At 38.5% G+C, this 17,727-nt stretch carries 17 protein-coding genes, 2 pseudogenes and 1 riboswitch; of the genes and pseudogenes, 16 read left to right on the top strand and 3 right to left on the bottom strand.

Annotated elements, in window-relative coordinates; all coding sequences use genetic code 11:
• Positions 1-100 precede the first annotated feature (100 nt).
• Positions 101-1,372 (top strand): phage baseplate protein, encoded by a 1,272-nt coding sequence (locus AC4PG0_RS10335; RefSeq protein WP_003772576.1) that lies wholly within the window; start codon positions 101-103, stop codon positions 1,370-1,372.
• A gap of 49 nt (positions 1,373-1,421) precedes the next feature.
• Here the strand turns inward: AC4PG0_RS10335 and AC4PG0_RS10330 are convergent, their stop codons facing one another.
• Complete coding sequence (locus AC4PG0_RS10330) at positions 1,422-3,779, bottom strand: bifunctional metallophosphatase/5'-nucleotidase (RefSeq protein WP_492167531.1); 2,358 nt, start codon at positions 3,777-3,779, stop codon at positions 1,422-1,424.
• 187 nt (positions 3,780-3,966) lie between these two features.
• Between AC4PG0_RS10330 and AC4PG0_RS10325 the strand changes: the two genes are divergently transcribed.
• A complete protein-coding gene (locus AC4PG0_RS10325; RefSeq protein WP_010990256.1) occupies positions 3,967-4,716 on the top strand; it encodes an EAL domain-containing protein in 750 nt (249 codons plus the stop codon).
• A 71-nt stretch (positions 4,717-4,787) separates the two neighbouring features.
• Here the strand turns inward: AC4PG0_RS10325 and AC4PG0_RS10320 are convergent, their stop codons facing one another.
• Positions 4,788-6,296, bottom strand: a complete 1,509-nt coding sequence (locus AC4PG0_RS10320; protein ID WP_033533703.1) for an IMP dehydrogenase — start codon at positions 6,294-6,296, stop codon at positions 4,788-4,790.
• Between the two features lie 166 nt (positions 6,297-6,462).
• Between AC4PG0_RS10320 and AC4PG0_RS10315 the strand changes: the two genes are divergently transcribed.
• The 13 genes and pseudogenes from AC4PG0_RS10315 to AC4PG0_RS10255 all read left to right on the top strand — a co-directional run.
• Complete coding sequence (locus tag AC4PG0_RS10315) at positions 6,463-6,696, top strand: (4Fe-4S)-binding protein (RefSeq protein WP_003759861.1); 234 nt, start codon at positions 6,463-6,465, stop codon at positions 6,694-6,696.
• Between the two features lie 11 nt (positions 6,697-6,707).
• Positions 6,708-6,986 carry a GNAT family N-acetyltransferase gene (locus AC4PG0_RS10310; protein WP_003772565.1) on the top strand — a complete coding sequence of 93 codons (279 nt, stop codon included), beginning with the start codon at positions 6,708-6,710 and terminating at the stop codon, positions 6,984-6,986.
• Between the two features lie 140 nt (positions 6,987-7,126).
• A riboswitch (SAM riboswitch) is annotated at positions 7,127-7,229 on the top strand.
• An 85-nt stretch (positions 7,230-7,314) separates the two neighbouring features.
• Positions 7,315-8,889, top strand: a complete 1,575-nt coding sequence (locus AC4PG0_RS10305; protein WP_003772562.1) for an ABC transporter substrate-binding protein — start codon at positions 7,315-7,317, stop codon at positions 8,887-8,889.
• Between the two features lie 101 nt (positions 8,890-8,990).
• On the top strand, positions 8,991-9,941 hold the full coding sequence (locus tag AC4PG0_RS10300; RefSeq protein ID WP_003724034.1) for an ABC transporter permease: 951 nt from the start codon (positions 8,991-8,993) through the stop codon (positions 9,939-9,941).
• A gap of 10 nt (positions 9,942-9,951) precedes the next feature.
• Positions 9,952-10,845 carry an ABC transporter permease gene (locus AC4PG0_RS10295; RefSeq protein WP_003724035.1) on the top strand — a complete coding sequence of 298 codons (894 nt, stop codon included), beginning with the start codon at positions 9,952-9,954 and terminating at the stop codon, positions 10,843-10,845.
• Between the two features lie 179 nt (positions 10,846-11,024).
• On the top strand, positions 11,025-11,309 hold the full coding sequence (locus AC4PG0_RS10290) for a DUF3130 domain-containing protein (protein ID WP_153648483.1): 285 nt from the start codon (positions 11,025-11,027) through the stop codon (positions 11,307-11,309).
• Positions 11,310-11,678 (top strand): hypothetical protein, encoded by a 369-nt coding sequence (locus AC4PG0_RS10285; protein WP_003728921.1) that lies wholly within the window; start codon positions 11,310-11,312, stop codon positions 11,676-11,678. It abuts the gene before it with no gap.
• Positions 11,675-13,081, top strand: a complete 1,407-nt coding sequence (locus AC4PG0_RS10280) for a T7SS effector LXG polymorphic toxin (protein WP_492167530.1) — start codon at positions 11,675-11,677, stop codon at positions 13,079-13,081. Before AC4PG0_RS10285 ends, AC4PG0_RS10280 begins: the two co-directional genes overlap by 4 nt.
• A gap of 5 nt (positions 13,082-13,086) precedes the next feature.
• Positions 13,087-13,320 (top strand): Imm74 family immunity protein, encoded by a 234-nt coding sequence (locus tag AC4PG0_RS10275; RefSeq protein ID WP_003732237.1) that lies wholly within the window; start codon positions 13,087-13,089, stop codon positions 13,318-13,320.
• Positions 13,321-13,407: 87 nt separating this feature from the next.
• Positions 13,408-13,755, top strand: coding sequence for a dihydroorotate dehydrogenase (quinone) (locus tag AC4PG0_RS10270; protein WP_112120342.1), 348 nt, complete (start codon positions 13,408-13,410; stop codon positions 13,753-13,755).
• Positions 13,756-13,791: 36 nt separating this feature from the next.
• Positions 13,792-14,244: pseudogene (locus tag AC4PG0_RS10265) on the top strand (T7SS effector LXG polymorphic toxin); the annotation flags it as partial.
• 9 nt (positions 14,245-14,253) lie between these two features.
• Entirely contained in the window at positions 14,254-14,496 is a 243-nt protein-coding gene (locus AC4PG0_RS10260) for a DUF1871 family protein (protein ID WP_070285306.1), read from the top strand.
• Between the two features lie 108 nt (positions 14,497-14,604).
• Positions 14,605-14,784 (top strand): annotated as a pseudogene (locus tag AC4PG0_RS10255) (hypothetical protein); the annotation flags it as partial.
• Positions 14,785-14,904: 120 nt separating this feature from the next.
• Here the strand turns inward: AC4PG0_RS10255 and AC4PG0_RS10250 are convergent.
• Positions 14,905-16,560 carry a peptide ABC transporter substrate-binding protein gene (locus AC4PG0_RS10250; protein ID WP_010990264.1) on the bottom strand — a complete coding sequence of 552 codons (1,656 nt, stop codon included), beginning with the start codon at positions 16,558-16,560 and terminating at the stop codon, positions 14,905-14,907.
• Between the two features lie 222 nt (positions 16,561-16,782).
• On the opposite strand from AC4PG0_RS10250, the gene AC4PG0_RS10245 reads away from it, so the two are divergent.
• The gene (locus AC4PG0_RS10245) at positions 16,783-17,721 is read left to right on the top strand and encodes a metal ABC transporter substrate-binding protein (RefSeq protein ID WP_492167529.1); all 939 of its coding nucleotides are present in this window, start codon (positions 16,783-16,785) and stop codon (positions 17,719-17,721) included.
• Positions 17,722-17,727 lie beyond the last annotated feature (6 nt).

Raw genomic sequence — 17,727 nt, 5'->3', positions numbered from 1 at the left:
TTGAAATCAAAGGAATATCAAAAGGATTATTGTGTGGGAATTGTTGCAGGAGTGAAGTAGATTTTCAAATAAAGAAATAAAATTGTAGGAGGAATATTAAATGAGTGAATTAGTAAAAGAATTTGATATTAAAAAAGCGCAGGACAATTTGGCTACACTTGTAAATTGCTGGGAGCCGTTTCAGTTTATTATGATTAGTGATTCTTATGTGTACGGAGTTTCTCAAACTGCACGGGTAGAGCCGAATGACGCAACTATTTATCAAATTGATAATAATGGTGAAGTTATGGGGAAAATGTTACTAGTCGGAGGTACTCATAATTCTGCATATGGTGTAAAAACTATCAATGGAAAAGACTATATTTATGCACCGATTCATACTTCTAGTGGAGATAAAGTTGTATATAAATTTGAATTTGAGAAAGACACGACTATCACTGAAAACTCTTCTAAAGCTAAGAAATTAGGGGATTTTAAACAAAAAAAATCATTAAATATTAGTATTTCAAATGATGATGTATTTGTTTTCACCTTATTAGCAGATAATACAGCAACGGTAATGAAATTTACTCTTGCGGAATTTGAGCAAGGTGCCACAGATAGCTCGATTAAGTTTGACGTAGGAAATAAAACCTATGGCTATTTACAAGGATTTGCTGGTTTTGGAGATAAAGTTTATATTGCGATTGGTCCAGGAGGTACAGCACTTGATCCTGTAAGTAAATGTTACTTGTATACGCATTCTCTCATTGATGGTAGTTTGTATGACAAGCAATGGATTTCGTGGGGTAGTGATGATGAGTTGGGTGAGCCCTTTAACAAATACCGTGAGCCAGAAGGTATGGACTTTTTTGTTAGTAAAACAGGGGAACCGGTTTTAGTACAAACAGTCTTCACTGGTGGAAATAGTGGTGATGGGAAGACGGTTCGAAGACGAAATAAATTATATACAATAACAAATTTAAATAATAGTGATGATTTTACAAATAAGTTTAGTCGAAAAAGACCTGCATCAGCAACTCTATTTGAAGGTCAGTTAAAAGGAAATGATACTAGTACAGTCTATTTACCAAGAGATATAGCTAATTTTGAGTATATTGTAGTGTCGTGGATGCACGGTGACGGTGTTCGACGTCAAGAGAGTTTTCATGTGAAAAAATTAGAAGATTATCCGCGAGTTGATCTTTCTAATATTGTCTTACAAGGAGATGGATTTGCTACTATCTATTACTTTATTGTTGAATTTACAACTTCTAAAATGCGTGTCGTTAATGCAAGAGCACGAAGAATGAAACCTACAGGCTGGGATGCTCTAGTTGATCCTTATGCTAATTCGATTATTCTATCTGTAGAAGGTTACAATTTACGTTAATATAAAGGAAACCCACTAATAAAGGAGCTATTAGTGGGTTTTTTCTTTATTAACTTCTCTTACGTAAAGTATAAAGCGCGGTAGCTGTTAAAATAACTCCAAACACAGTTGCAAGTCCAGCTGTGTCACCAGTTGTTGGTAGGGAAGTGTTGGAAGATGTCCCTGAGTTAGATGTATTTGGTGTGGAGGTTGTTGGGTCTTCGGTAGTTGTAGTTCCGCCAGTATTTCCGGAGCCATTACCGTTATTTGTACCACTATTTCCATCTGTTCCGCCGTTATTTCCGTTGCCATTGTCCGTTCCGCCATTACCGTTTCCATTATCTGGAGGGGTAGTTGAAGCTGCTTCTTGAACAGTTGCTTGGAAAGTTGTGCTGTAGCCGTTTGTGTCAGTGATTGTTGTTGTTACTTGGTCGCCTTTTTTAAGGTTTAAAGAAGTAACATCTACGGAGAACTTACCGTTTGCATCAGCTGTTGCGTTAGGTCCGGCAGCAAGCGCCATTCTTGCATTAGCAGTTGCTTTTTGAACAGAGACAGTAGCACCTGGTAAAGTAGTTCCAGTTAGATTTTTGTCTTTTTCAGCTAATTTATTGATTTTTGTTGCGTCTTTGATTGCTTTGATAGCTGCATCTTCAGTTTCTTTGTCGATTTCAGCTTGGGATTTGTAGACTTTACGTCCTTCTTTTTGAGCTGTAATGACTTTTCCGGCAGCTTTTTGGTCTTTGATGTAGTTGATGAATGTTTCTGTATCTGGATCGATTGCAGTTACTAGATTAGCTTTTTTGAAGGCTGAGAATCCATCGCCACCGCCAAATAGGAAGTCATTGATTACGACTTTATATTTTTGGTCGGCTTTTAAAGGAGTGCCGTCTTCTGTTGTAACGCTCGCAACTTTGTAAGCATGGTCTAGATCATCTGTATCTGTGAAAGTATATTTTAATCCAGAAATTTGTAGGAAATAAGTTTGGTTGCTTAAATATTGTTGGTTTAGAGCTTCCAAAATATCAGCGCCCGTCATTTCGACTACTTGAAGAATGTTACCAAATGGTTGAACAGCTTGTGCCGCGCCCCATGTGATTTCGTTTTGGCCATTTGCAAGACGAGTAGTAAGATCAGAACGAATTCCGCCGTTGTTAGTCATAGCAAAGTCGACATCGGCGCCGGCTTTATTTGCCATATAACGTTGCGCATCCGTAATCATGTTACCAAGTTCGGATTCTTTATCATCAATTGCCTTGTTGTCTGGATTTGTGTCACGAGAAATAACGTCTTTGTTTGCTAGTCCGATAGTTTCGTTAATAACACCTTCAATGCGGCTTTTCGCATCTTCGGTTACTGCGGTAATATCGGCATTTGGTGTGACGCTTCTCGAGTTATATGTAATTTTAGCGTCAGGTGGTGAAACGAAATCGCCAGTTGTTTTATCAAGTTCGCCAGTTACATCTGAAAAAGCTTTACCATTGTTGTAACTTTGGACGATACGAGTTTTTCCAACTAATCCGTTTGTGTATTGGTGATTGTGCCCTGCAAGGACTAAATCGACCGAGTTATTTGGGTCTAATTCATTTGCTTTTGTCATCATATTTGCAGCTTCCCCGGCTACATCTTGTTTTGTTCCAGTGTTTGGGTTCCCAGTGGAAAGTGCTGGAACGTGGGATAGAACAACGATTGCGTTAACGCCTTGGCCTCTAAGTTCAGCAGAGTATTTAACGATTGTTTCTGCTTCATCAAGGAAATCGTAGTCTTTAATATGATTTGCAAGAACTAAATTAGGAATTTCTGTTGTAACGATACCGATGAAGCCAACTTTGACGCCATCAATTTCTTTTACATAGTATGGTAAAAAGCCTTCTGCGACTGTGTTTGTTCCTTTGTTGACCACGTTAGCTGCGACGATTTTCATGTCACTTTTAACGCGTGGATAAGCTTCTACGATTGGTCCGAATTTGTTTGTAGAAACTCCGTCCAAAATTCGTTTGTATTCAGGTAAACCTTCGTCAAATTCGTGGTTACCTAATGTGCCAACTTCGAAATTCATTTTTTGGAGAACTTTCATCGTTGGCTCGTCTTGAAGTAAACCTGATACTGCTGGACTTGCGCCGACCATGTCGCCCGCTTGAACACGGATAGCATTGTCAGTTGTCGCCCCAGGATTTGCCTGTAAAAATGAGCTAGTAGCGTTGTCCAAGTTAGTAGCTAAGTAATCCGCGCCTCCGATTGGTGAGCCTGATGCATCTTTGGAGGCTGTTTCAAGCGCTCCGTGGAAATCATTTATCCCCAAAATCTGGATAGGAACAGTATCTGCTGCTGCTTGTGCTGTTGTCCCGGTGAATGGTGCTGTAAGTCCGATTGTGAGCCCTGCTACGAGTAAAACATGTGTAGTTTTCTTGAAAAATTTGTTCACTTTCACACTCTCCCTTTTTTCGCCAGTGGCAAATTTGTAAGCGCTAACTCAAAGGTGCCTAGCTATAATTGTAGCAAAGAGGAATCACCCTAGCAATAGGAAATATGGATTTTGTGTAAATGTAACGATAATTTTTGGCTATATTTTCATTTCGGTTGAAAAAAGGGTAAACTATAGATAAAGGAGGGATAAGATGGATATCTCTAGTACGGAAATTTGGGATGCGATTAGAAGAAATAGTTTCTTACTGTATTATCAACCAAAAGTAGATGCCAAAACGAATGAGCTTATCGGATTTGAAGGTTTAATTCGACTAAAGACAGCGACGGCGATTCTAGCTCCAGCGGATTTCTTTGAAGATATTGCCCTTTTAAATGCAACACGAGAAATGCAGGACTTTGTGGCTGAAACAGCAATTGAACAAATTAACCAGCTAGGGGGACGTTTTTCGATTTCGATTAATATTCCGGCACATTATGTTGTAAGTAGTAATTATATGACTTTTTTATATGATTATGTGAAAGAACATTTAAAGTATCCGGAATGCCTAGAAATAGAAATTATCGAACGGGGCGAAATTACGGAGCTAGCTGTTGCAGATAAAAACTTACGTAAAATTAAAAAACTCGGCGTCACAGTGAGCATGGATGATTTTGGAAAAGGCTACAGCTCGCTGGCATATTTGCGTAGTTTACCAATTGATATTGTAAAAACAGATATGTCATTTATTGCTCTTTTAAAAACGGATCGAAAGCAACAAATTATTATTCAAGCAATTGTTAATTTATGCCATGATTTAGGCGGGAAAGTTGTTACAGAAGGCGTAGAAGACATCGAACAAGTGAAGACGTTACGCGAAATGAAAGTGGATTATTTCCAAGGCTATTATTTTAGTCGTCCACTACCAATGAAAGAAATTAAAGAAAAATATTCGATTGTCTGAGATGCCTAAATGAAAAAATTGGTTGGTGTGAGAATGGTAATTTACCAAATTCACACCAACCAATTTTGTTTTTATTTGATTAAATTGTTCGAAGCATCTTTTACAACAACGTCATGCGCGCCACCTTCTACGATAGAAGTGGACGAAACAAGCGTGATTTTTGCTTTTTGTTGTAACTCAGGGATATTTAGCGCGCCGCAGTTACACATAGTAGAGCGGACTTTGCTAAGGCTGATGGCAACATTGTCTTTCAAAGATCCAGCGTAAGGAACATAAGAATCTACGCCTTCTTCAAAAGATAATTTCTTATCGCCGCCAAGGTCATAACGTTGCCAGTTGCGCGCGCGGTTAGCTCCTTCACCCCAATATTCTTTCATATACGTGCCATTTAAATTAACTTTGTTTGTTGGGCTTTCGTCAAAACGGGAGAAGTAACGACCAAGCATAATAAAGTCAGCGCCCATTGCTAGAGCTAATGTCATATGGTAGTCATAAACAATGCCACCATCGGAACAAATCGGAATATATACACCTGTTTCTTCAAAATATTCATCGCGAGCTTTAGCAACATCAATTAGGGCGGTTGCTTGTCCGCGGCCGATACCTTTTTGTTCACGTGTGATACAGATGGAGCCACCACCAACGCCAACTTTAACGAAATCTGCGCCAGCTTCTGCAAGATAACGGAAGCCATCTCGGTCAACAACATTCCCTGCGCCGACTTTGACTGTATCGCCGTATTTACCGCGAACATAGTCAAGTGTGCGTTTTTGCCATTCGGAGTATCCTTCAGAGGAATCGATACACAAAATATCTGCGCCAGCTTCTACTAGAGCGGGAACACGTTCTTCATAGTCGCGTGTGTTAATTCCAGCTCCAACTACATAACGTTTGGAGGAATCAAGTAATTCTAATTTATTTTCTTTATTTGAGTCGTAGTCTTTGCGGAACACCATGTGAACCAAGTGTTCGTTATCGTCTACAAGTGGTAAAGCATTTAATTTGTGGTCCCAAATAATGTTGTTAGCTTCTTTTAAAGTGGTCGATTTTTTAGCAGTAACTAGTTTTTCAAAAGGCGTCATGAAATCTGCAACTTTTTCATCAGGACTCATACGCGTCACTCGGTAGTCGCGACTTGTCACGATTCCAAGTAATTTACCGTGCGCTGTGCCGTCTTCTGTAACTGCAACTGTAGAATGACCAGTTTTTTCTTTTAAATCAAGAATGTCTTGGAGGGTTTTATCTGGGCTGATATTAGAATCACTAATAACGAATCCAGCCTTATGATTTTTCACGCGAGAAACCATTGCAGCCTCACTTTCGATTGATTGAGATCCGAAAATGAAAGATACGCCGCCTTCTTTAGCGAGAGCAATTCCCATGTTATCATCAGAAACAGCTTGCATAATTGCGGAAACAAGCGGAATGTTCATTGTGATAGCAGATTCTTCCCCTTTTTTAAATTTTACAATCGGTGTTTTTAAGCTAACGTTTGTTGGTACACATTCAGCGGACGAGTAGCCTGGAACTAGTAAAAACTCACTAAATGTGCGGGACGGTTCTTCAAAATAAAATGCCATTATTTCCACTCCTTCTTCTATTGTTAAATATACTTATAAAATATCTTTATTATTTCAATAACTGGCTTGAAAGTCAATGACTGGGATGCTTTTTCGGGACGTTTTCTTTTAGTAGATGAGTGGAATATACTAAGAGTAAGGAAACTTTGGCGAAGGAGGTAATCAGATGGAAGAAGAAACATTATTAGAACAAGGCTACCGTAAGTATCGCGGGGCAGAAGTAGATATTTATTTTAATACGAATATTTGCGCACATTCCGGTAATTGTGTAAAAGGTAACGCAGAACTTTTTAATTTGGATAGAAAACCATGGATTATGCCAGATAACGTACCAAAAGAAGAGGCAAAACGGGTGATTCATACTTGCCCAAGTGGAGCGCTTCAGTATATAGAGAAATAGGAGGATAACAAATGGAATATAAAAACGGTGAAAATAGAATTTATGCGGTAAATGATGAAGGTGTCGAGGTTGGTGAAGTGACTTTTGTGCCAACTGGGGAAGATATGTTTATTATTGACCATACTGGGGTGGATGATGCGGCTCGTGGTCAAGGAATAGCTCAAGAACTTGTGAAACGCGCTGTCGAGAAAGCAAAAACAGAAGGAAAGAAAATTATTCCACTTTGCCCGTTCGCTAAAGCTGAGTTTTCTAAGAAGCCAGAATATCAAGAAGTACAAGCCGATAAATAATAGGCGTAGACTGGGAACAAATCCCAGTCTATTTTTTTATAAAATAAATTTTAAAAATCCAGTTTTCTCTTCTTGACATCTGGTTCTTTTCAGTGTATCTTTAATTCACAGTAAACTTATAGGAATAATAGTATTACAATTTCTTATCCAGAGTGGTGGAGGGAATCGGCCCAGTGAAACCCGGCAGCGGAGCGCAAGTTCTATGCTAATTCCGATCAGAAGTAATATTCTGGCAGATAAGTAGTAGCTTTTAATGAGGCGCTTCGATTCTGACCAAAAAACAGAGGAAGCGTTATTTTTAGCGCTTAAAGAGGGGAGTTTTTGTTAGATGAAGAAATTTTTATTAGTAGCGGTTATCTCAGTTTTTGCCTTGGTGTTAACGGCTTGCGGAGGCTCTGGCGCTAGTTCAGACAAAGCAAACGGTTCAGGCAAAGCGAAAGACGGCGGCTCTCTAATTATCGGCGTTACTGGAGATCCAGAAGTTATCAATCCGAACTACGCTTCTGATCGTGTAACATTAACGATTCAACAAGCTGTATACGCACCGCTATTTTGGGAAGTTGACGGGAAACCGGCACTTGCAAAAAGCTTAGATATTTCAGACGACAACTTAACTTACACTGTGAAACTAAAAGATGGTTTAACTTGGCATGACGGCAAACCTTTGACTGCAGATGACGTAGTATTTACTGTAAATTCTATTTTAGATACAAAACAAAACAGCCCGAACCGCGGCAACTTTGTTTTTGATGATAAACCTGTAAAAGTAGAAGCAGTGGACGATACAACGGTGAAATTCACTTTACCAACTGTTGCTCCAGCCTTTGAAAATACAATTAAAACATTCTTCCCAATTCCAAAACACATTTTTGAAGGGGTAGAAAACATCGAGAAAAGTGATAAAAACAAAAATCCAATCGGCTCAGGTCCGTACAAATTTGTTGAATACAAAACAGGTGAATATGTTTCCCTAGAACGGTTCAACGACTATTTTGACGGCAAACCAAAATTGGATAAAGTTACTTTCCGAATCACAAAAGACCAAAACGCAGCTAATTTAGCACTGCAAAATGGCGAAATTAACTTAAAATCCATTCAACCTTCTGATAGAAAAAAAGTAGAAAAAGCGAGCGCGGTAAACATTATCACTTACCCGGAAAACCGCTTAAGCTATGCAACGTTCAACGAAAACCAACCAGCTCTTAAATCAAAAGAACTTCGCCAAGCCCTTTCTTATGCGCTTGACCGTGAAGAAATCATTGATGCAGCTTACGGTTCAGATGAATACGCAAAACCAGCTTCTTCGTTCCTAACAGAAAACACGAAATACTTCACGGATAAAGTAGAAACATACGACCAAGACATTGCCAAAGCGAAAAAATTAGTAAAAGAAAGCGGTTTTGATACAAGCCAAAAACTAACTGTTTACTATTTAAACAACAGTAAATCACAAGAAAGTATCGCGCTTTACTTACAACAACAATACAAAGAAATCGGCGTGACACTTGACTTGAAACCAACAGATCCAAATGCACTAAGCAACATCACACTTGACCGCAAAAACGCAGACTACTCTATCGCACTAAATGGTTATATCATGGGGAACGATCCTGATGCATATAAATCTCTATTTAAAAGCGACGAGCCATACAACTACGCTAACTACCACAACAAAGACCTAGATGCACTTTGGGAAAAAGGTGCTGTAACTGCGGATGATAAAGAACGTCAAGAAATCTATGAAAAAATCCAAAACACCATTGCTGATGACGCTGTAATTTATCCAATTTCTTATGATAATGCAGTGCTAGCTCTTGATAGCCGTTACGGTGGTCAAAAAGCTGCAACACCACAACCAGTAACAATGTTCCGTGATCTTTCTAAACTATATTTAACGGAATAATAATTAAAAATCATTCGTAAAAAATCTGGCCTGCCATGCTTGTTTTTGGCAGGTTCAGGTTTTTACTTGTCATTTTTAGTGTTTTAGATAGGAGATAAATTATGCTAAAAACAATCATAAAACGCGTATTGCAAATTATTCCGATGCTGTTTATTATCTCGATTATTTCGTTTGCACTTATAAAATTAGCGCCCGGGGATCCCGTGAATTCGTTTGTTACGCCTGATATGAATCCTGATGATGTGGAGCGGATTAGACAGAGCTTAGGGCTGGATCAACCGATTTATGTACAGTATTTTATTTGGCTTGGGAATTTGCTCCAAGGTAATCTTGGTTATTCGATTGTGAACAGCCAACCAGTTTTACAACAAATTTTAGAGAGAATTCCAGCGACACTTGGTTTGGTGGGAACTTCGCTCGTTCTGACGTTATTGTTGTCGATTCCACTTGGTTTGGTTGCGGCGAATTATGAAAATACGTGGATTGATAAAGTGCTAAACGGGATTTCTTATATTGGGATTTCGATTCCGATTTTTTGGTTTGGGATGATTTTAATAGATGTGTTCTCGATTCAATTAGGGTGGCTCCCAAGTCTAGGGATGCGAACGATTGGGGTCGACTCCTTCTGGGATATGGCGGAGCATGCGATTTTGCCAGTTATAACGCTGACTTTCCAAGGGTGCGCGGCATATTATCGTTACGTCCGCTCGAATACGATTAACCAATTAAAAGAAGAATATGTTTTATTCGGTTATGCGAAAGGTCTATCCAAAGTACAAATTATGGGGCATCATGTCTTGAAAAATTCCTTGTTGCCAGTCATAACACTACTTGGGATGTCACTTCCGCAAGTCATTACAGGCGCTTTTATTACCGAAAGTATTTTTTCATGGCCGGGAATGGGGTCGCTTGGGATTAATGCGATTTTCCAACTAGATTATCCAGTTATTATGGCGATTACACTTTTTTCAGCGCTATTATTAATTATTGGGAACTTGTTGGCCGATTTAGCTTATATGATTGTCGATCCACGGATTAGGGAAATGGGGTGAGGAATTCATGATGCGATTAGATTTTTCGAAAAAAACAATGCAAGATTTCGAGCGGGATGCGGAAGTTGTTCATGCTACCAGAGAGCGGAGTTTTTGGCGTTTTATGCTGGCTGACCGCCGCGCTGTTTTTGCGACGAGTGTGCTGATTCTTATTACAGTCGCTTGTATTTTCGCGTTCCTTTCGCCTTATGACCCCAATGCTCTTTCCGTTCAGGACAAACTGATGCCGCCAAATTCCTCGCATTGGTTTGGGACGGATGACCATGGTCGGGATTACTTGACGCGTGTCTTGTACGGCGGCCGGGTTTCACTACTTGTTGGCGTGTTTGCGATGATGATTGCCGTTGTCGTTGGAACACTCGCTGGTACCGTTAGTGGCTACTTTGGTGGATTCATTGACAATATGGTAATGCGTTTTCTTGATATTTTCATGTCGATTCCATCATTTTTCCTACTAATGATTTTAAATGCGTACTTAAAACCGGGAATTTCGAATATTATTATCATTATCGGATTGCTTTCTTGGATGGAAGTGGCGCGGATTGTTCGAGCAGAGACGTTAACATTAAAAGAACGTGAATTCATTTTGTACTCCAAGTCTTCGGGTGGCGGATTTTTCCACATTATGTTCAAGCATATTATTCCAAACGCGATGCCATCCATCGTCGTTGCAGCTTCATTAAACGTCGCTACAGCCATTTTAACCGAGTCAGCACTAAGTTTCCTTGGCCTCGGTGTTCAACAGCCTAACGCTTCGTGGGGCAGCATGCTGAACAATGCGCAAGGCTACGTCGGCGAAGCAACTTACTTGGCGCTTTTCCCCGGATTACTAATTTTAATGACCATCCTTTCATTTAACGTGCTTGGCGATGTGCTGAGAAAAGGGTTATCACGTAGATATTAATTTTGAAAACACTTTGATTTTTTATTCAAAGTGTTTTTTTATACATAATAAGAAATAAGAAGCGAAATTATTAACTTAATATAGCTTCATTAAGTCAAATTTATTCATAAAATGCTCACAAAGACAGTCCGCTTACGGTGCTACAATAAGGAAGAGCGAGATAGAAAGGAAGTAAGCGAATGAGTGAAATAAAAGTTAAAGAAGCTACATTAAAAAAACATGCGACGAAGCTAGAATCTAAAGGCAAATCAGCTGAATATTTACCAATGAAAGGTGGCAATATGGCCTACAGTCAAGCCAATTCCATCAACCATTTTCGAACAGCATTGTTTGATTTGGTAGACGCGGTGGACAATTTTCAGGGTGTGGTAGGAACGGATACCAAAAGATTGAAAGAATTAGGCGCATCATTTACTCGTAAAGACCAAGAGCTTGAACGAGGCATGGGATTGGGAGGTAAATAAATGGATGCAAAGAGCCAACAAATGGAGACACAACTACAATTGCTGAAAAAAGAACAATCCGCGGCCGAAGATTTTTTGCAAGATTTACAACGACAACAAAATGAACAAGAGTGGTTAGCGGAAGATTTTGCACGTGTCCATCAAGAAGAACGGGAGTCGCTGGAGCTTCTGCGCGAAGTTTGGCAAGGCGCAGAATCAAGAAGTTTCGGCTACTATTTGGCGGATTTACAGGAAGAAGAAAAACAGAAGTGGCATAAAAAAATCCAAGCGAACCAAGAAGAACACCAACAAAAAATCACCGCTTGCCAAAAAAACATCTACCAATTAGAAAATCAACAACAAGATTTACAAAAGGAGTTGTTACAGTGAGCCGAATTGACATCGGAGAAATACAAACCTTTGCGCACCAACTACATACAGCTAATGAAGCCGGAAGAAAAAGCATTAAAGACATCAAAAAAGCCGTGAAAAACTATACCGAAGACGGCAGTTTAAAAGGAAAAGCGATTGATGCATCGAAAAATTATTACCAAATGACTTATTTTCCATTATGTGATGCGATAATCGAAGCAATGAACGAAAGCGAAGAACGATTAGCGCAATATATAGCCGATTTTCACGCCCAAGTGGATGGTTCGGCCGATGCGAAAATTGATGCGGCCGGTTTATACGAACTCGGGAAAATGATTGATCGCATCGAAGCGAAAAAAGAAGCACTAGCCCAGCGGATGAATACCGGAACAGAAGGGCAAATGCAAAGTTATCGCTCCCAGCTAAGCATCGCCTACAAACAGGAAAATATCTTAGAAAAATACTTGGCTTTTGAACAAAGTCATGGCGGTTTTTTTGATAATTTAACCGATTTAGTCCGAGGAATTCAGCAAACCATTCGCGAACTCCAGTCGAACATTCAATTTAACAGTAAAACGGGCACCTATGATATGAGCAAACTGAATTTCACCACCGTAACCCGGATGCAAAACGCCTTAGGAAAAGCGCTCAAAAACAACGAAACAACATTCAATTTTGACGAATATCAAAAAACGTACCGTGGCCAAATGTGGGTGTTAATGAAAAATGGTATAGTAGACGTAGAAGCAACGAACGCGTACAATGCCGCCGTGCTTAATGGGGAATTACCACATGAAAGCAATGAAGCACAGGAAGAAGCCGAGTTGTTACAGGCAGTTATTCAATCGGTAAAAGATGGAATAGACCCGGTTACTGGGCAAGAGATAAGTAAAGCGCAAGGGTTTGGTATTATAAGCGGTCTTATTTTCCGCTATACTGTTGGAGGTTATAAAGGGAAGAAGTTCAAGATTCCAAAAGATTGGCTACGTAGAAGAAAGAAAGCTAGTGGAGCTAAAGGATTTAATATTGACGAAATTCATCCTAAATTGAAAACAGAACCAGATACTGCATTTTTCTGGTCTGGTAGAACAGAAGGCGTTGGTGGAGCTGATATAGCGGCTGATGTAGCTAAAAGTAAAGGTGGCGTTACTTTAGAATCAACAATAGGAAATAAAAATATTGAAATGCCAGACTGGGATTTTAATAATCCTGAGTCAATGAAAGCATGGGATTTGGCTTCTGGTTCTTATGCAGAACAAGTTTCTGGTGAAGTTCGTGCAGTAGTTGGTTCGGATTTGAGAAAAGGAAATATTTGGGAAAATGTTGAGTTACCTAGATTAAAAAATAATCCTAACGTAACGAAGATAACAACGATTGATCCTAAAACAGGACTTGAAAAAATAATTTTTGAAAGGAAGTAAGTGAAATGAAAATTACAGGTAATAGTTCACATGTGAAATTTGATTTAGAGAATGGATATGTAGTGAAAGCAGATGGAGAAATGTTAGTTGGAGGTAAATTTGTTGTATTTAAAGATTCTATGAAGAATTGGGAACCTCCATATGAAAATAAAAAGCTTTCTGAATCTGAAGTGCAAGAAATTATTCAACAGGTAAAACAGAGCACAAATGAAAATACAGTACAAATTTCATTTGAATAAAAGAAATGCGAGAAGTAGAGTAGTTGTTTAATCCTAAATGTTAACAGGTGGACATTGGGAATAATAAGGAATGGCGGAAGATAAAATATGGATAATTTTTATAAAGGTTTCGAAGGATATCCAGAAATTGACTTTTATACTTATATAAATGGTGAAAAAACAGGTATAGAAATGTGGGAAGGCTACTTTAACAATATTATGAATGAACTTAGTACGGTTGATAGTAGATGGGGTTCTTTAGCATATTATTATCATTTATATGAAGGTTGGTATGACGAAAGCTCATGGGTGATTCCAGACAACAGAAAAGTTTTGGAACAATTCGAAACAATCGATATAAAAGTGTTAGATAATGTTACACAAGAGATTATGATGAAACTAATTAAGTTATTAAAAGATAACTTAGATAGCGAAATTTTTATAGAGTATTCTTAATAAAACAAAGGGCATCTTTAGAATATATAAAGGTGTCCTCTTACTGGGAAAGAAATCAGTAAAGCGCAAGGGTTTGGTATTATAAGCGGTCTTGTTTTCCGTTATACTGTTGGAGGTTATAAAGGGAAGAAGTTCAAGGTTTCTAAAGATTGGTTACACAGAAGAAAGAAAAATAATGGCGTTGAAGTTGGAACGGACTTTGGAAAAATAGGTAAATTAGTTAATCATCCTAATATTAAAATAAATTGGTCTGAACACTCCGAACATGGAATGTCTAGATTGAAACAACGTGGTCTTTCTAAGAGTCAAGTTGACGATTTTGTGGAGCGTGGAAAAGCTTTATCCCAAAATGGAGGAGAAAAATTTGCTTTTATAACTGAAAATGGTGTTGCAATTGTCAGTAAAGATGGCAAATTAGTTACTGCTTGGGGTAAAAAAGATTTTGATGAAGGAATGGAAAAAATAATAGAAAAATTGTATGGAAAGTAGGGTGTCATTATGTATGAAAAAGTAGAAAAAATAATAAATGATTGGGATCCAATAGAGCTGTTTCCCTTAGCTCCAAAAGATGAATATAGCCAGGAAATCAACAAAATAATTAGTATTGTGATAGAAAACCCTAAAATTGATGTGAATGTGCTAGCTAAAGGGATAAGAAAAATTTTCATGGATTCATTTGGAGAGAATTTATTATTTAAAAATAATGAAGATGAAATAGCTGAAAAAATTTTAGCGTTATAATTTTAATAAGAGCTAGGATTTAGCTAGCAACTGACTAAAATTTGTTAGATGAACTGACAACTAGTTGAGTTAAGCATAATTCTGAAGATGTTGTTATGATGTCCAAAAATCTTGATAGAAGGAAATCAATATTTGATTTCTAGTTCTGCCCATAAAGTCTTAATAATTGACGCAGTTAGCGAAGAAAATGGAGTGGATAAAGAGCTTACTCGATTAGAATGTTCGCTTGAAGACTTTACTTTTTTACTGAGGAATATAAAAGATGTTCTGAGATATGAAGAGAAGTAGATGGTGAACTGCCTTGTTATTCGTCACTATTTTGGGATGGACGCTGAGGAAATTGATATAACTTTATACAACAAAACCCAGCAATTTTTAAAATTGCTGGGTTTCTTCAAAACTGGCGAATTACTTCTCCACCCGAATAAACTTATAACTATAAGGCGAACCAAAAGCATGTTTCTGAACGCCCGTAATATCCGTACGTTGCAACACTGCTGTTTGATGTTGATAAAGTGGTAAGATCGCCGCGTCATCATCAAGCAGAACTTTCTCAGAAGCTACGAACGCATTCCAACGTTCTTCTGGTTTCGTCGCAAGCGTTGTGTCCGTTGATTTTACAAGTTTATCATAAGCGGGGCTGTTGTAACTCATATGGTTATTAAAGTAATCGGATAAGAATAAGCTGCTATACGTCCACGGGTCCTTAAAATCAGGCATCCAAGCAGCCAGTGACAAGTCGTAATTACCGTCAGAAGTTAGCTGTGTCGCGCTCTTCGAAGGCATGTTTTTCACTTTAATCGTCACACCTGGTAAATTATCTTCAAACTGCGCTTTCAAATATGCGAAAATGGTTTTCGTTGTTTCTTGATCATCGCCGAGCAGTTCAATTGTTACTTTGTCGGTGCCAAGTTCTTTTTGTGCTTGTTTCCAATATTTTAAAGCTTCTTCTTTGTTATAAACTAAATGGTCGCCGCTATCTGTGCGGAAATCAGCGCCCGTTGTTGGATTTTGAACGAAATCTTTTGGAAGAAGTCCGTTCGCTGGGAATGAGCCGTCACCGAGAATGCGGTCCGTTAGTTGTTTCTTATCAACAGCTAAATTAAGCGCGTGACGTAAGGAATTGTTCGCAAGCGGAGTCGCTTTACCGTCACGTTTTTGGTTCATGCGCAAGTAACTTATCAGCGCATCTTTTTCCGTTTGGAAATCTTTCTTATCTTTGTATTGTTTGGCGAAATCGCCTGAAAGTGGCACGCGGTCAGCCTCGTTTGTATTATAAAGGTTCACACCAGCGTTAATATCTTTCGCGACTTGCACATTGATTTCGTTTACTTTGACATTATCTTTGTCCCAATATTGGTCGTTTTTCGCGTAAGTCCATTTATTCGTAATGTTGCCGCCCCAATCCTTCATGACAAAAGGACCGTTGTACAAAGTGTGCGCACTATCTGTTCCGTATTTGTCGCCTTGTTTTTTCACATAGCTTTCTTTTTGTGGGAAAAATGTTTCAAAAGAAAGAAGTGAAATGAAGTATGGAACTGGTTTTTTAAGTGTGATTTCAAGTGTTGTTGGGTCAGTTGCAACGACTCCAAGGTCAGTTACAGGTAATTTGCCTTCATTGATTTCAGTGGCGTTTTTAATCGAATCTTTAAAGAGCGCGGAATATCCTGGTGCGGTTTTTGGATCAACGGCACGGCGCCACGCATAGACGAAATCATCGGCGGTTACTTGTGAGCCATCGGACCATTTCGCGTTTTTCTTTAATTTAATGGTATATTTCGTTTGGTCAGCGCTGATTTCTGGCATTCCATCAGCAACCCCAGGAACAAAGTTATCTTTTTGATCAAGTGTGTATAATCCCTCGAAGACTTGGTTTTGTGCGGTGAAGCTAGCAAAGTCTTCTTCAGCTGTCGTATTTAAAGTCAGTAATTCACTGGTTTCAAGAAATTTAATTTTGTCCGGGGAAGTTTTTGTCGCAGATTTATCATTGTCATTTCCGCAAGCTGTAAGTAAAAGTACTGTCAAAATGGCAAAAATAGGCAATGTTTTCTTTAAAAAATGCATGGTTTTCTCCCCTTCTATCTGTGTATTTATCGTTATTATAAGTATTCCGATAAGATAAGTCAAGTTAATGGTTTCTTGAAAAAACTGCTTGACGCAAAAAAAATCCCATGATAAGATATTTTGTGCAAATAAGAATGATTACGTTTTACGATACGTAATCAAAATTTACATAGTATGGCTTTAAGGTTTAAATCGTAATCATTACGAAAAAGGAGAGATAATATGAAGAAATGGTCGTTTTTAGTCGTAACAGTCTTGGCGTTCGTTTTAGTTTTGGCAGGATGTGGCGCGAGTGCTGATAAAGCAAGTGGGGATAAGCTCAAGGTAGTGACAACATTTTATCCAATGTATGATTTTACCAAAAATGTAGCGGGAGATAATGCTTCGATTGATATGTTAATTGATGCCGGAACTGAACCGCATGATTACGAGCCGAGTGCCAAAGATATTGCCAAAATTGAGGCAGCTGATGTTTTTATTTATAACAGTGAAGACATGGAAACGTGGGTACCAAGCGTACTTAAAAGCCTAGATTCGAAAAAATTAACGATAATTGATGCTAGTAAAGGAATTAAACTATTAGAAGGTAGCGAAGAAGAAGAGCACGACCATGACCACGGCGAAGAAGGTCATCATCATGAACATGATCCGCACGTATGGTTAAGCCCTGTCCTTGCTGAAAAAGAAGTGAAAAACATCCAGAGCGGTTTAAGCAAAGCGGATAAAGCGAATGCAGATACATATAAAAAGAATGCAGAAAAATATACGGACAAATTAAAAACACTCGACAATAAATTTAAAACAGCTTTTGAAGGAGCGAAACAACGCGATTTCGTAACGCAACATGCTGCATTCCAATATTTAGCAAACGAATATGATTTGCATCAAGTAGCAATCGCGGGTCTTTCACCTGACCAAGAACCTAGCCCAGCGCGTTTAGCAGAATTACAAAAATATGTAAAAGAAAACAATATCAGCACAATTTATTTTGAAGAAGTAGCATCACCAAAAGTAGCAGAAACGCTTGCTAACGAAACAGGTGCAAAATTAGAAGTACTAAGCCCAATCGAAGGTATTATCGATAAAGAACAGAAAAAAGGCATGGATTACATCGCTTATATGGAACAAAACTTACAAGCCTTGCAAAAAACAATTAAATAAGGAAGC

This window comes from Listeria sp. MAN/IMW/UF464 (genome assembly GCF_058683955.1).
The sequence above is the reverse complement of the archived record's forward strand: the minus strand, read 5'-3'. Positions and strand labels throughout refer to the sequence as shown.